This is a genomic window from bacterium, from assembly GCA_021372535.1.
GTDB lineage: Bacteria > Latescibacterota > Latescibacteria > Latescibacterales > Latescibacteraceae > JAFGMP01.
This window is the reverse complement of the sequence record JAJFUH010000108.1, coordinates 1-13,826: the sequence shown is the minus strand read 5'-3', so window position 1 is coordinate 13,826 and position 13,826 is coordinate 1. Positions and strand designations below refer to the sequence as shown.

Below are 13,826 nucleotides of genomic sequence, written 5' to 3'. Positions count from 1 at the left end.
AACCGCATGTGAGGGAATCCACCCGGCAATACAGATAATCAGCACATCGAAATCCCGGGCGGCCAGCTCTTTTTTTGCTCTCTGTACATCATTACCGTCAGGATCATCGCTCACCGGATCGGTCCAGACAAGCTCGATGCCCTCTGCTTCGATGAGCTCACGCGCTTGATTGCATTTTCTTACGATTATATCTCTTGGAGTGTTTATTTCCCCAAATCCGACAAACCCGGCTTTGATTTTTCTCATGATCTCCTCGGTTTTTATTGTCTGAGATTTTTTATTCAAAGTTAAACAGGTACCATGTCACAGCAGGAAATTTCTGCACGTTGACACATTTCACTTAATCTGGTATAGAGACATCAAAGGTCTACCAGAATTTTATATATATTGCCGTCATGACCGCAACCCATATTCCACACCACAGCCAGAGATTTCTATACCATGGATATCCGTTGGCCACTTCCTCTTCCGGAAGCCGCATCATGGAAGGAACCCATACCAATCCTTCCACATGATTTCTGTCGGACTTCCCGGTGAACAGGCTGACAATTATCGCAAATACGAGTGAAATGATGAAAACGATACCCGCAAGATTGAACTCGTTCATTTGCCAGCCGAACTTCATTTCTCCGATTCGTATTGCATACGGTAATATGAATAAAGGAAAGCACATTGCAAGAGTCCAGAATGCAGCCTTTGCCGTCATTCTCTTCCAGAGCACGGCCAGAATGAAAACGGATGCAACCGGTCCGGCAAAGAAAAACCAGCATTTTTGAAAGAACTCGAAAATTGTAGGGAATTTTCCGACCATCGGAGCCCATAAGGCGCCGAGGATGAGGACAATCGCGCTGCATGTACGGCCTACCGAGATAAGTTTCTCATCGGATACGTCGGTTTTAATCTTGTTATATAATTCAAGTGTGAACAATGTTGACGCCGAATGGGTGAGCGCTTCTATCGTACTCATTGCCGCAGCGCACAACCCGGCGAGAACCAGGCCGCGCAGGCCGGTCGATAACAGCGTTTTGACCACGAATGGATACGCCATATCGGGTTTTTCGAGGTTCGGATTTAAAGCATATGCGATGAGACCGGGAAACTCGATTGCCATAGAGGATATGATAATGAGGAACCCCGTCAGAATAATCCCCATCATTCCATGCCAGCGTGACTTGGCGCCGAGACAGCTCTGAATCATCGGCTGACTCGTGCACCAGTACCAGATATTGACAGGGATTGTCAGGACGAGTACAGCGGTCCAGGGAATTTCCGGATGGCTGAACGGTTGGATCAGGTGAGAGCGTACGCCTGTACCGACAATTGCGCTGAATCCTCCATCAACATGCATCAGTCCAATTACCGAAATAAAAACACCCCCGATAAGAAGGAGCCCTCCCTGGAAAAGCTGTGTCCATGCCACAGAAATCAGACCGCCGAAAATCGTATAGCTTCCGGCTACTATCACCATCAGCCAGATACCAACGAATTTATTCAACCCGAAAATCTGTTCCAGCAGGAAACCGCCGGTATAGACGACACCTGCGAGCATGATAAATACAAGTGCTATGATGCTTAATATGGCATAGATATTTCGGGGACCGCTGCCGAAACGCATTTCGAGATACTGCGGAATAGTTATGATGCGCTTATTCAGATAGACGGGTATGAAAATCCAGAGCATTATAAGCATGGAGACGAAATTTGCCAATTCCCAGTTGAAAACCGGAACTCCCCACTTGTAGGTAAATCCGCATGATCCGATAAATTGCTCGGTGCTGACAGAGGAGGCGAGCATGCTGAATCCGATGAGATAGAACGGGAGCTGCCCCGATGTGATAAAGTAGTCGCGGGCGGATTCCTTTTTTCCCCTGCCCGAAAAAAAACCGATGAATATTACAAAGACAAAGTAGGAGATAATTATTATCGAATCCAATAATCCAACATTCTCCATGAAACTCCCCCCGAATAATCGTATGCAGATTCAACTTTCACATGTAAAACCGGCGAATTCTTTTGAAAAAATATCATGAGACTGCGTGCCCGAAAGATTTGTTTGCCCGACACATACTGTTATAACGGAAGCCCATCCCACTCCTGTAAATCAGCGTTTGCACGATACTCTAAGCACGGTAACCGAATAGGCCGGGAAAGAATAATTGAAGCTGCTGCCGGCAGCAAACGTGCTCGTTTTCGGAACTACTTTCGTGGGATTCGCAATCGAATTTTCGTCGTCGGGAGCGCCGGTCAAAACAGTGGCATGACCAGCGGGATTAATAGTATCGGCGCCTTTGAGAGTTATGTTTACCGTTTCGGAGGTGTTTTTATTGTTTACTACTTTCAATAGTATATCATTCTTACCATGTTCGGTATCGATAGATGCAGACCAGGAGCAATTGGCGGTATTTTGAGTAAAAGGTACAATACGGCTTCCCTGATTATCCGTGAACAACATTTTTTGCATGTAGTACGAAGGTGAGGCAAAGCTAGAGACGGCATCATTCCAGACAATACAGGGTCCAAAATTACTATGGCCTAAGAGGCCGGCATAATTGCCATATCCTGTCCACCATATTCTTTCGGAATTTTTTTCGCATCCCAGCATGAAAACGGCGTCCCCAAGCGCATCTCCGAAATTACCAATGACATTCCCGCCATTCCCTTTGACGGAGGAAGCATATTCGGCGACACATATTTTTTTGCAGGCCGGATCGATGCTATCATATTTCTTATATAAGATCGACAGATCTTTCAAATAGAAATGTTCATCGGTAAAATCGACAGAATTCCCCAGAGTATGCGAAGGTATATTTTTTTGACGATAACCATTATACATAATTTTCATATCAGGATAATGAGCCAATATAGCATCATGGATCATGGAGTATCGTGGAGAATACTCATTTTCTGTTTCCCACCCGTTTTCATTGCCAATTTCAATGTATTTGAGATTGTATGGCGCCGGATGACCGTTCGCAGCGCGTCTGGCTCCCCATGTCGTCGAAGCCGATCCGTTGCAGTACTCCAGTAAATCCAATATATCGTCTATGATTGGTTGCATTTTATCGAGCGGACAAAGAGCGAACCACCTTTTGGAAGCGGGAGTTTCATCGATTCCGGCTGAGGTTACATAAACCGGTTCGGCTCCCATATCTTCACATAATTGGAAGTACTCATCCAAACCGAAATACAGGTCGTTTTTATAATCCCATCTGTTTCTTGTGTCTCCCGGTCTTTGTTCAAGAGGACCGATTGAATTTTTCCAGTTCCAACATTTATCCATACTTGCAGATTCGGCGGTACAGCCACCGGGAAACTGTATGTATTTAATTTTTAACGCATCTAACTTTTCAGCCAGATCGGGCCGCAGACCGTTCGGGCGATTCTTCCATGTCGGCGGCATTACGGTAATGACATCAAAATAAACATCGCCTGTTGTCGATGCATAGAGCACAAAACGGTTGGTTCCGGTAACTCGTGTAATACCGCGTGTAATAAGATCGCAGGTAAAATGCTGCCAGTCAGTACCTGGTGTAAAATCGGCCGATTCCGCGTAAACGGTGCCGTCATTGCTTTCCAGTTTCGCTTTTATAGAACCGGCAAAATTCGAACCTTTCCTTGCCCAGAATGAAACTTTATATATAGTATTGTTCTCTAGTTTTATTCCCCAGTAACCTCCATTTGCCATACCGACGCTTCCTGAAGACACAGAAACGACCTCAAGTTTCATGCAATGATCCTGACGGGTGTTCAGCATGCCTGTTTCGCCGGAAGTTTGACCATATAAAATACCGTTCGAGGATCCGTGTTTTACCAATGTCCAATAAGATACAGGATCATTCAACTCTTCAAATGAAGGATTATTAATCAGCTGGGCATATAATCCGCCCTGAATCTGGTGGTTGAATTCCTCAATCTGCTGGCCTCTGCAAATAGGAGCGACAACGGCACCCGGCTTCGAAACGTCAACGGTACAGCCTGGATTGGCAGTTTGTGCCAGGACCATGGATATTCCAGCACACATTATGGTTATCACCACAATAACTGACCGAAAAGCATTCTGGAATCCGATCACATCAGTATTTTTTTCCATGGCTGATTATCCTCTTTAAGAGGGCTGTGTAAAAGTATATTTTTCACGAGTCCTATGACGAAATGTGTTGTTTTGTTGCTGTCAAGGGTATGTAAATCGGCACTTCGTGCCGCCCCTTGACAGCTTGTATTTATCACAACGCTTTAATGGATTCAGTGGAAATGATCATTTCGTCCCGGGCCACAGGCTGTCAATCAATTCTACCGTGCGATCGACTAATATCTGACCACCCTCGGGACCCACCAGATTACTTTGAATGATTGCGCTGTAACCTCCGCCTTTTACGGCTCTTTCCGTTGGCAGGTATGTACCGGACCCCGCAAGCTGGATAATAAATGTCTGCAATGCTTTGCTCCGCGCCTGAATACGAATCCCATAATCGGTGAACAGCTCGAATTGATTCGTACAAATTACCACATCTCCAATGCGGATTACATGTATCTCCGTCTCCATCGTCGGGTTCGGATCAGTTTTTTGTTTCTCGAAACGGTCGATTATACCTTTGTTCCAGCTCATTCGGGCTGCGACCCGGTCAACCGCTGCCGGGTCAGCAGCGATCTGTGCCGCTGCTTTATCATTTTCTTCCTTTAAGGACACATATTCCTTTTCCGTAACCAGCCGCATCGGTAAGGTCAGGGTTTCTACCTTGTGGATTAATTGCACATCGGTATAACGATCTTCCTTGACCGTCTCGTAAGCTTCTCCAACAGCCAGGTCTATACGCCTGGCGATTTCTTCCAGATTATTTAGATTGCGGAGTTTTATCATTCGTTTTTCAGCAGCCGCATTGTACATCAAGTGCGGCGACTGATCACCCGCGGCACCGATCCAACCCAGTACGCACAGGTCGGGATTAAAACGCTTCCGCAATGCAATACGCACAGGATGCCAGTAATCCGCATTCACTGATGTATCATTCTCAACTTCCTGTGCAGTGCAGGGCACTTCAATGTTTACCGCAATCAGCTTACTGTCCTGGTTCCAGAAGAAGAGCACGTTGACATCGTGATCTTCGTAGCCTTCCAGATTACGAAACTCCGGCACATTGGTTTTACCATACATCTGGGCCGAACCGTCAGCGTAAACAGCGCGTCTGTTGTGACCAATCACGGCATGGCTGAGCCCCCATGAAACACTGCCGGGACGACGGTTGTTCCATGCTTTCACAATCGCTTCGGTTACGCATTGTATAAAGAAAGCATTATATTCTTTAGGTTGTAAAACCCCTTGTTTGGGAATCGGATATTTAAATGCAGGCTCCGAGCCGTTATCTAAAACCGGCGCTGTGTGAGTGTGGATTGCATTCAGGAAGATTTTCTTCTCATCTATCCTCGGTATTTTTTTGTGTACTTCGCTTCGGAGTGTTACCAGCAGTTCGTTCGGGCGGATGCAGACCAGATCGCAGGAAACCATTATCGCCATATCAAGCGATCGGTCGCCCTCGCGTGATTCCAACGCCACGATGTTGGCAGTAAGGGGAGTCGCCGCTTTTTGAGCGATGCGCATGTTGAACTGCCCGTCCAGCGCCACAGGCAGCGACGGAGTTATGTCGGCTGTAGCAGTTCCAATGTGCAATTCGGCTGCATGTACGTTCGCAACACATGGCAGCGCGATGAGTAAGAGACTGACTGCGATTCTCATGAAACACCGCACGATACGTCGTGTTGATCTGAGTTGCGACAGCTCAGTTTGCGAGGTTGCTGTTTTTGTCTTTCTCATGCGGGAATCTTCTCCGAATTAGAGGCGTGGTGAAAAACTTTACATGTCTGAATTTTGGTAGTCAAGGGACGGCTTGAGAAATAATCCCAATCCATCCCTGAATCGAAATATCTCGGTATCAACCCCCAAGAGCAGCATATACGAATTCGTTGTTTATTGCTGCGCATTGGTCTGGCACAGATTCAGATGTCAATAAACACAATGCAAACACCATGTTTAATTCAAACGGATTACTCCCATAATGCATTGATTGCTTTAATTGTTTCTTCAACCATCACCTGACCCCCTTCTGGCCCTACATTACTGACCATAGCGCTATAGCCCCCTCCAGGAATAGCGCGTGCTGTTGGCAGATATCCCTCGGAATCGCCGCATAACTGAATCAGAAATGTCTGTGCAGCCTTGCTCCGGCCGGTAATTCTGAAACCGTAATCCACATATGTTTCAAATGGACTTGTGGCAAATACCACATCTCCAAGCCTGATGACATGGAGTTCCATTGAAAAGTAGGGATTGTTATCCTGGATTTTATATTTCTCGACTAACACCTGGTTTATTTTCAGTATACCGAAGTCGGTCTCCTTGTTATCCCATGGCCCGAACTTTTGTGTTACTTCATTGTCCTTTATTATTTTGAGAAAGCGGTTCCATGCCGTGTCGGGAGAATTCGGGTCTTTTGGTTCGCGGGACATGATTTCTTCAACAACCGCGAGCGATTTTTTGTATTCCTCCGCGCTGTATCTCCTCGTGGGCAGTTTGATTTCTTTTACCGTGTGCCCGAAAGCCACTTTTGTTTTGATAGTGTTTTTAGCGGAAGGATAAACAGTATCTACCGCATGAGAAATTCTATTTCCAATTTCAACAATTCCCGGAACATCCCACATATTGGGTTCTCCGCGATAATTACGCACCAGATCACGCGGAGACTGATCGCCGGCATAACCGCACTGGGTTAAAACAAACAAATCCCCGGAATACTTTTCTTTGAGTTTTTTTCTTACTTCGCTCCAGTAATCGGATGAAACGTAATACTTTGCCTCCGTTACCTGTGACGGGCACGATACATTGAGAACAATACCGGTGAGTTTTTTCTCCATATCCCAGCAAAACAGCATTTCCACACCGGAATCACTGGGGCCTTCCAGACCGATGAAATCCTCCCTGGCCGTAGACCCGTACATCTCTGTTTTTCCGTTCGAAAATTGAACTCTTCGGCAATGTCCGACGACTGCCTGACCAAGCCCCCAACTGATTCCACCTTGCTTGCGCCCGTTCCATGCCTCAATGACAGCTTCGGCGGCACGTTCCAGGAAAAGAACCTGAAATTCCGCAGCGGTCATTCCTTTTCCTTCCTCAACATCATTATCGGTGTTCAGGACAGTGGGAGGCGCGCTGTGAGTATGGGTAGCATTCAGAAAAAGCTTGTTGATATCGAAATCGGGTATTTTCGAGCGTACTTTTTCCCGCACCATATCCTGAATTTCTTTGTGTATATCAATAACATCACATGACACCATGACAGCTTGTTCTTTCCCCCCGTTTTCAGCCCTGGTTTCGAGGGCAAGAGCAGTCACTTTCAGAGGACTCTGTACGTATTGTGAGATACGTTTGTAGTACTGGCCGTAGAGCGATACGGGTTTATCGGGCGTTATGTCTTTACAGGACCATCCGATATAAATCTGTGCCTCTTCGGCTGCTGCGGAAAAGCTTGCGGAACCAAACACAACAAACATGCCGGCACATAAAATCAAAAACATTCTGACGTTGTTCATTTTCGATCTCCGGAATGAATAATGAATTACGTTCTATTTACGAGAAAGAGATATTGTTTCCCCTGTTTCCTGCGATTCGATTGCTGCCGTGAAAAGTGAGTGGGAAAGAGCGGTTTCCTCCGGGGTTACGCAACCTGCGAACCTCTTCTTCGGCTTCCCGTTATCGAGCTCATAAAGAAATGCCGCCCACATCTGAAGAATGGAGTCCGTGAATCCAAATTCGAATATACTACCCGTGATGGTTTTAAAAGCCGACTCATACCCCGTTTCAATATCGGTCCATGCCTGCTCGCCCGCGGAATAATCGAGATATCTGAGAAGTTTTGGGGCTTTTGTCGTGAAACCTGCGGATGCTTTCGTTCCGAGAATTCTGATGTACCATGTATTTTTTTCGCCGGGAGCTATACGATAGGTTTTAATTGTCCAGGGGAACGTGTCACCACTTTCGTTGTCGGCTGTTTCGCAGAAAAGCGTTGCATTATCCCATGTCCTGCAGGGGGCAACTCCGCCTCGTCCGTCCGGCCTTTCTTTCACAATATCCGAAAGTATGACTCTGACATTTATGGGAGTCCATCCGGCCCGGAAAGGGACATGGCAGGCATGCATTCCGAGATCGCCCATACACCCATAAAGCCCGTTGAATTCGATCATGCGCTTCCAGTTTATGGGTTTGTCGGGATCGAGGTCGGTTGAGTGAAGAAATCCCGATTCAACCTCGATAATCGTCCCGAACGCTTTATTTTCAATCATCTCCCCAATCTTCTGAACAGCCGGGAAAAACGGGAATTCCGAGGAGCAGCGTGCGAAAACTCCGGGATGCTTTTCAAGCATATCAATAATGGTATCGTTTGCCTTCTTGTCTATACCAAAAGGTTTTTCGCCGAGAAAATGTTTGCCGGACTCTATGGCAGCCGTGTATATCTCTTCGTGCAAGTGATGGGGAACCGCAATATATACAGCTTCAATGTCAGGATTCCCGAGAACCTCGTTGTAATCGTCCGTGACCTGTCGTACCGAGGGAAAGTTCGAGGTGAACCAGCCGGTCACCGACTCGCTGACAGTGCGGTCGCACAGAGAAATAATCTCGGGCTTGATTTCCATATCGGTAAGATGACACCACCGTGACGCAGCGCTTGCGAATTCCCTCCCCATGAGACCGAGACCTATGACGCCGAAACGTATCGTTTTCATGTAATCTGCCCTTGCATATATCCGAAATGTTTTTCCGCCTCTCCGATAGCCTCTTCGATTATGTCCATGCACTTGGCAGCGCAGTCAACATCCATTACAATCGGAGGGCTCATCCTGAGAATGTGTCCGGCGGGAATCCATGCAAGCCCTTTTCTGAAAGCGCTCTTGTAGACAAAAACTCCGGCTTCGTTAAACGGCTCTTTTGTTTCCCTGTCTTTCACAAGTTCGATACCCATGAGGCAGCCACGGCACCGTACATCCCCGATGATCGCATGGGATGCCTTCATCTCTCCAAGTCTTTTAATGAAGTATTCCTCAAGACGCAGGGAGTTTTCCAGAAGCCCATCCTCCTCGATAGCTTCGATCGATGCAAGAGCAGCTGCGCATGCCATGGGATTACCGCCGTAGCTTGTGGATGCGCTGATTTTTTCGATAGATTCCGAATACTCCTTTCTGACTATCATTGCGGTCACCGGGAATCCGTTCCCGAATCCTTTGCCGATGGTAACCACATCGGGAAGAGTGTTCCAGTGCTCCATGGCAAGGTATTTCCCCGTTCTGCCCATCGAGGTGAGAACCTCATCGGCAAACAGAAGGATTTTACGGTCGTTGCACCATTTCCTGAGTTTTGGGAAAAAATCGTCCGGTGGAAAGACCGAACCCGCCCATCCCTGAATGGGTTCAAGGACTATGGCTGCAATACGGCCTGTCGTTCCTTCGAAAATGAATTCGTCGAAGAATTTCAGATAAGCATCGGTATCAATGGAGCCGTCCGGTTTTTTAAACAGCGGACGATAGGGATTGGGGCGCGGAACCATGTAAAATCCTGCTGCGCGGGTGGCTCCGTTCATCGGGTTCATCCTGGCGAGATTCACTGCATATCCCGATTTACCGTGGAAATCCCCAAAGCACGAAAGGAACTCATGCTTTCCGCTTGCCGCCCTGCAGACTCTTATGCCTGCCTCGACTGCTGTGGTACCGCTGTCGTAGAGCTGGATTCCGGATAAATCACCGGGAAGAATTTCGTTCATTTTCTCGAGGAGCTTTACTTTTATCGGAGTGGTAAAATCATGGCAGTTCATGAGCTGTCCTGCGGCTTTCCGAACCGCCTCGGTGACTTTCGGATGGCAGTGCCCGAGAGTGGTAACATAAATGCCCGATGAGAAATCGAGATACGTGTTGCCGTCCACATCGGTAAGCGTACAACCGTAACCGCTCTCGAAAACAACCGGAAAAAGCTTGACCTGCCCCGAAAATCCTTTCATATATCTGGCAGCTCTCGCATGGAGTGCCTGAGATTTCGGCCCCGGCAGTTCATCGGTAACTATCCTTGGTAATTTTTTCAGATCGACTTTTGCCCAACCGATTGAATAACTCAAAGCATGACCTCCTGTATCGTAATCATTTTTTTCAATTCCTTTATTAAACCTTTATTTTCGACCCTGTTTGTAATTAAGAGATCGAAATCTTCGAGCGCGGCAAACTGAAAGAAGCTCGCCACGCCGAATTTTGTCCTGTCGGCAAGAAGGATTTTTTTTCTCCCCGTCCTGAACATTATCTGGGCAAGCCTCGCGTCTTCAGCAGTATTTGAAAAACATCCGCCCCCGGGGTCTATCGCATCCACTCCCATATATACGCTGTCGAAGCTCATTTTTTCAAGAATCTGTTCTGTCAGGCTTCCCGAAAGATGATTGAGGCCACTGATATATTTGCCCCCCAGAACATAGAGATTGATGTTTTTGTATCTCGCAAGAGCGGAGATCATCTGTATGGAGTTGGTGAAAACGGTCAAGTTTTCCAAACCGCCAAGATGGGATGCGAGATGATAGGTCGTCGAACCGTCGTTGATGAGTATGACATCACCCGGAGAAACGATTCTGGCGGCGGCTTTGCCTATCGCCTGTTTCAATTCATAATTCTTCGCGACTTTTTTATAATAATCATTCTCGATCGCTGTCATGCCGGCAGAAATGCAGCCTCCATATGTCCTTACTATTGCCTTTTCAGACCCGAGAATGTCAAGGTCCCGCCGTATGGTCAGAGGGGATACATGAAGCTTTTCGGACAGTTCTTCGACTGTGAATTCTCTCTGCATTGCCTGAAGATAGGAAATGATTTTGCCCTGACGGTCTTTGGGATTCATTTTGTTATTGTGGTCTCTTCCATTTAATGATTACTGTGTTCATGATTTGTGATAAATATAATCATCTTGATAGAATTTTCAATCATATTTTGATAGCTCAACAAAAAAATTTTACCGAGATATTACACTGCACTGACATTCACCTCAACCTTATACATTTTATTTACCATAGTCTTCAATCCAGAGTGTCTAAAACATTCTGAAAGCAAACACTTATACCATGAAGGAAAACTGATGTCGAAATCCATGTCCATGTATCAAGCTCTTGCAGCGGGTACGTTTGCTGCCGGTATTATGGCAGGGCCGGATGCAAAGGTATAGCGAACTGCCGACAAGAAATATGGAAACCGATATCAGGAATGCGCCTGGTCCCGCGGCCCCGGTTCTCGCCTTGTCCGTGATCTGAAATACGGATAGAAGCCGGACCGTTATCATCTGGAAGACGGCAAGGTCGCATCGAGGTTTTTAAATCTCAGTATCAAGTTTCCGGAGATATTCGCGCTCCGTTTTCTGGCAATCCGCTTTTGTCAGAAAAATTGTCTTACGGAAGTATTTCTGCACCTTGCACTGCCCTGAGCAAAATACCAGATGCCCTTAGATAGTTTCCGTCTATAAACACCCACTTGCTTTTCTCCTGTTCGGTATTATATTTCTTGCCCGTGATAGTAAGTATAAAGTGGATACGGTGTTGTATTACACCTCTCTGCTTATATTACGTCGTTCCTTAGCTGAGTTTCCTGAGCAGGGGTGAAGAAGGAAGTATCACGGAACCGTTGAAGATGCATGTGAACGGGAAACCGGTTAAACTTATCCTGATTCATGCACAGAGCTTTAACCGGGAATTTAAAGCGTTTGAGGAATTGAGCATAACAAAATTAATCCAAACGATCGCTCCGCTCAGGCTGATTTCTTCACTGGACGAACGGGAGAGGACCCAGGATGAAGAAAACATTTGGGATAGCAGTGACAATGGTTTTCCTTCTTTGGGCGAGTCGAATTTTCTGTGGCATACCGGACCAGGCCACAATCCAGGACGTTTCCTTCAAAGCTCAATGCGATGACACCGAACAGAAGTATGTTCTGCTGTTCCCGCAGGCATTCACATCGACTACACCACACGATGTTCTGATCGCGCTTCATGGACACGGTTCGGATCGCTGGCAGTTCATCAGGGATGGGCGTGATGAATGCCGCGCGGCGCGCGACTTCGCGGCCGAATATGAGATGCTCTACGTTTCACCGGACTATAGGGCCTCAACGTCCTGGATGGGGCCGAAAGCCGAAACCGATGTCGTGCAGATTATCACGGAGCTGAAACAGACCTATTGTGTCTCGCGGGTGTTCCTGTGCGGCGCATCAATGGGTGGGGCATCGAGTTTAACTTTTGTTGTGCTGCATCCTGAATTGATTGACGGCGTGGCCTCGATGAACGGCATGGCCAACTTTTTGGAGTATGAGAACTTTCAGGATGCCATCCAGGAGTCATTTGGAGGATACAAAACAGACATTCCTCTCGAATATAAAAAGCGCAGCGCTGAGTTCTGGCCGTCAAAACTGACGATGCCGGTCGGTTTAACAGTGTCCGGCAAAGATACCGTGGTGCCGCCGGAGAGCGTTCTGAGGCTGGCGCAGGCGCTTAAAGCAAACGGCGGTAAAGTCATGCTCATTTACCGGGAGGAAATGGAACACTCCACGCAATATAAGGATGCCAAAGCCATCCTGGAATTCATGCTGGAAAATGCCCGGCCAAAAACCGCAAAATATCCCTCCAACCAATAAATCAACGAAACGGCATACTCCGGCCGTTATTTGTGGCATCAGGATATTATCTTCACCCACCTGCCTCAAGGTATCACCTGAACTGCCTGCTCATACTCCCTGAACTGATGGAGCAACGCTAACTGATACTTGTATTCCGGCAGGACCATGATGATATTTGATGAAAATCAAAATTGAAACAAAGCCATCTCAGGCATTGATTGTAGCAATTTGGTGGAAAATTACGTTGCTTCAACAATCGGGCATATTCGTTTTAATTGTGAGGGTATGTCAAGTATCGGATGATATCCAACTCTCTTATATTACTCTTATTCAGGGTGTTATATAGTTAGCTTTTGGGGGATAGTATATTCCCCCTTGCTATTCAATAAAAAAAAATGATATTTTGCAGAAAACTACAGAATTACTTGTTAGGTCTCTTATGTCCACAAATGTTAAATCTCCGACTGACGCCGAATTGAAGGCAGTTCTCGGTTCTGCCGACTCTTTATGGTCTGGCATTGTCCATGTTGTCGAAGACATGGTTTCACCACTCAATACCGAGTGGAAGCCCTCCAAAACCGAGTTTGGTCGCATGTGCCTGCTTCAGTACAAGAAGAGAACTCTGCTTTATCTGATACCCGAGCAGGAGAAGATTTGTGTGGCGATTGTTCTTGGTGAGCGTGCCTACAGCCTTGCTATGGCCAGTTCGCTTCCCGCTGCGATTAAGAAGATGTTTTCGGAAGCGAGACCGTATGTCGAAGGTCGAGGGATTCGTTTTTCGGTGAACTCACCGGGTGACATTTCAACGATCAAGAAGTTGGTGGAGATAAAGATCACGCCCAAATGAAAAAGCCTGACAAATCGCTGCAGGCAACGCGGGATGGCGCATCCAGTTCCGTAAGCGCGGACTACGTCATCAGCCCCGCGTGCCTGAGCTCTGGACGTTAGGCCGTGACCGAATCTATTCACACCCATAAGGAGATTTCCCGAAATGGACATTCCACGGATATTCAACATCACCGAAAGTGCTCACCGCATCCATAACCCGTTCACACCCGAAAAGCTCGCCACTCTCGGCGCGGCGCTGCGTCTGGAAACGGGGACCCGAGTGCTCGACCTCGGCAGCGGTTCGGGGGAGATGCTGTGCACC

11 protein-coding genes are annotated in these 13,826 nt (G+C 47.1%); 3 read left to right on the top strand and 8 right to left on the bottom strand.

The annotated features are described in order from the left end of the window. The 8 genes from LLG96_10115 to LLG96_10080 form a co-directional block, all read right to left on the bottom strand. Positions 1-246, bottom strand: a 246-nt coding sequence (locus tag LLG96_10115; GenBank protein MCE5250559.1) for a hypothetical protein, incomplete at its 3' end; no start/stop codon positions are given. Between the two features lie 121 nt (positions 247-367). Then, on the bottom strand, positions 368-1,951 hold the full coding sequence (locus LLG96_10110) for a sodium/solute symporter (GenBank protein ID MCE5250558.1): 1,584 nt from the start codon (positions 1,949-1,951) through the stop codon (positions 368-370). A 150-nt stretch (positions 1,952-2,101) separates the two neighbouring features. Beyond that, complete coding sequence (locus tag LLG96_10105) at positions 2,102-4,090, bottom strand: carbohydrate binding domain-containing protein (protein MCE5250557.1); 1,989 nt, start codon at positions 4,088-4,090, stop codon at positions 2,102-2,104. 165 nt (positions 4,091-4,255) lie between these two features. Then, complete coding sequence (locus tag LLG96_10100) at positions 4,256-5,809, bottom strand: hypothetical protein (GenBank protein MCE5250556.1); 1,554 nt, start codon at positions 5,807-5,809, stop codon at positions 4,256-4,258. Between the two features lie 230 nt (positions 5,810-6,039). Next, the gene (locus LLG96_10095; protein ID MCE5250555.1) at positions 6,040-7,581 is read right to left on the bottom strand and encodes a hypothetical protein; all 1,542 of its coding nucleotides are present in this window, start codon (positions 7,579-7,581) and stop codon (positions 6,040-6,042) included. A 33-nt stretch (positions 7,582-7,614) separates the two neighbouring features. Continuing rightward, positions 7,615-8,772 (bottom strand): Gfo/Idh/MocA family oxidoreductase, encoded by a 1,158-nt coding sequence (locus LLG96_10090; GenBank protein ID MCE5250554.1) that lies wholly within the window; start codon positions 8,770-8,772, stop codon positions 7,615-7,617. Then, positions 8,769-10,151 carry an aspartate aminotransferase family protein gene (locus tag LLG96_10085; GenBank protein ID MCE5250553.1) on the bottom strand — a complete coding sequence of 461 codons (1,383 nt, stop codon included), beginning with the start codon at positions 10,149-10,151 and terminating at the stop codon, positions 8,769-8,771. Before LLG96_10085 ends, LLG96_10090 begins: the two co-directional genes overlap by 4 nt. Then, positions 10,148-10,915, bottom strand: a complete 768-nt coding sequence (locus tag LLG96_10080) for a DeoR/GlpR family DNA-binding transcription regulator (protein ID MCE5250552.1) — start codon at positions 10,913-10,915, stop codon at positions 10,148-10,150. The genes LLG96_10085 and LLG96_10080 overlap by 4 nt, the downstream gene beginning before the upstream one ends. Positions 10,916-11,854: 939 nt before the next feature. On the opposite strand from LLG96_10080, the gene LLG96_10075 reads away from it, so the two are divergent. The 3 genes from LLG96_10075 to LLG96_10065 form a co-directional block, all read left to right on the top strand. Next, the gene (locus LLG96_10075) at positions 11,855-12,694 is read left to right on the top strand and encodes a prolyl oligopeptidase family serine peptidase (GenBank protein MCE5250551.1); all 840 of its coding nucleotides are present in this window, start codon (positions 11,855-11,857) and stop codon (positions 12,692-12,694) included. A gap of 421 nt (positions 12,695-13,115) precedes the next feature. Further along, positions 13,116-13,523, top strand: a complete 408-nt coding sequence (locus tag LLG96_10070) for a DUF3788 family protein (protein ID MCE5250550.1) — start codon at positions 13,116-13,118, stop codon at positions 13,521-13,523. Between the two features lie 144 nt (positions 13,524-13,667). After that, a partial coding sequence (locus LLG96_10065; GenBank protein MCE5250549.1) for an SAM-dependent methyltransferase occupies positions 13,668-13,826 on the top strand: 159 nt, incomplete at its 3' end.

Excerpts from the sequence above, each read along its gene's own strand:
- LLG96_10080 (MCE5250552.1), bottom strand. The coding sequence starts at position 10,915 with ATGAATCCCAAAGACCGTCAGGGCAAAATCATTTCCTATCTTCAGGCA.
- LLG96_10090 (MCE5250554.1), bottom strand. The coding sequence starts at position 8,772 with ATGAAAACGATACGTTTCGGCGTCATAGGTCTCGGTCTCATGGGGAGG.
- LLG96_10070 (MCE5250550.1), top strand. The coding sequence starts at position 13,116 with ATGTCCACAAATGTTAAATCTCCGACTGACGCCGAATTGAAGGCAGTT.
- LLG96_10100 (MCE5250556.1), bottom strand. The coding sequence starts at position 5,809 with ATGAGAAAGACAAAAACAGCAACCTCGCAAACTGAGCTGTCGCAACTC.
- LLG96_10075 (MCE5250551.1), top strand. The coding sequence starts at position 11,855 with ATGAAGAAAACATTTGGGATAGCAGTGACAATGGTTTTCCTTCTTTGG.
- LLG96_10105 (MCE5250557.1), bottom strand. The coding sequence starts at position 4,090 with ATGGAAAAAAATACTGATGTGATCGGATTCCAGAATGCTTTTCGGTCA.
- LLG96_10095 (MCE5250555.1), bottom strand. The coding sequence starts at position 7,581 with ATGAACAACGTCAGAATGTTTTTGATTTTATGTGCCGGCATGTTTGTT.
- LLG96_10110 (MCE5250558.1), bottom strand. The coding sequence starts at position 1,951 with ATGGAGAATGTTGGATTATTGGATTCGATAATAATTATCTCCTACTTT.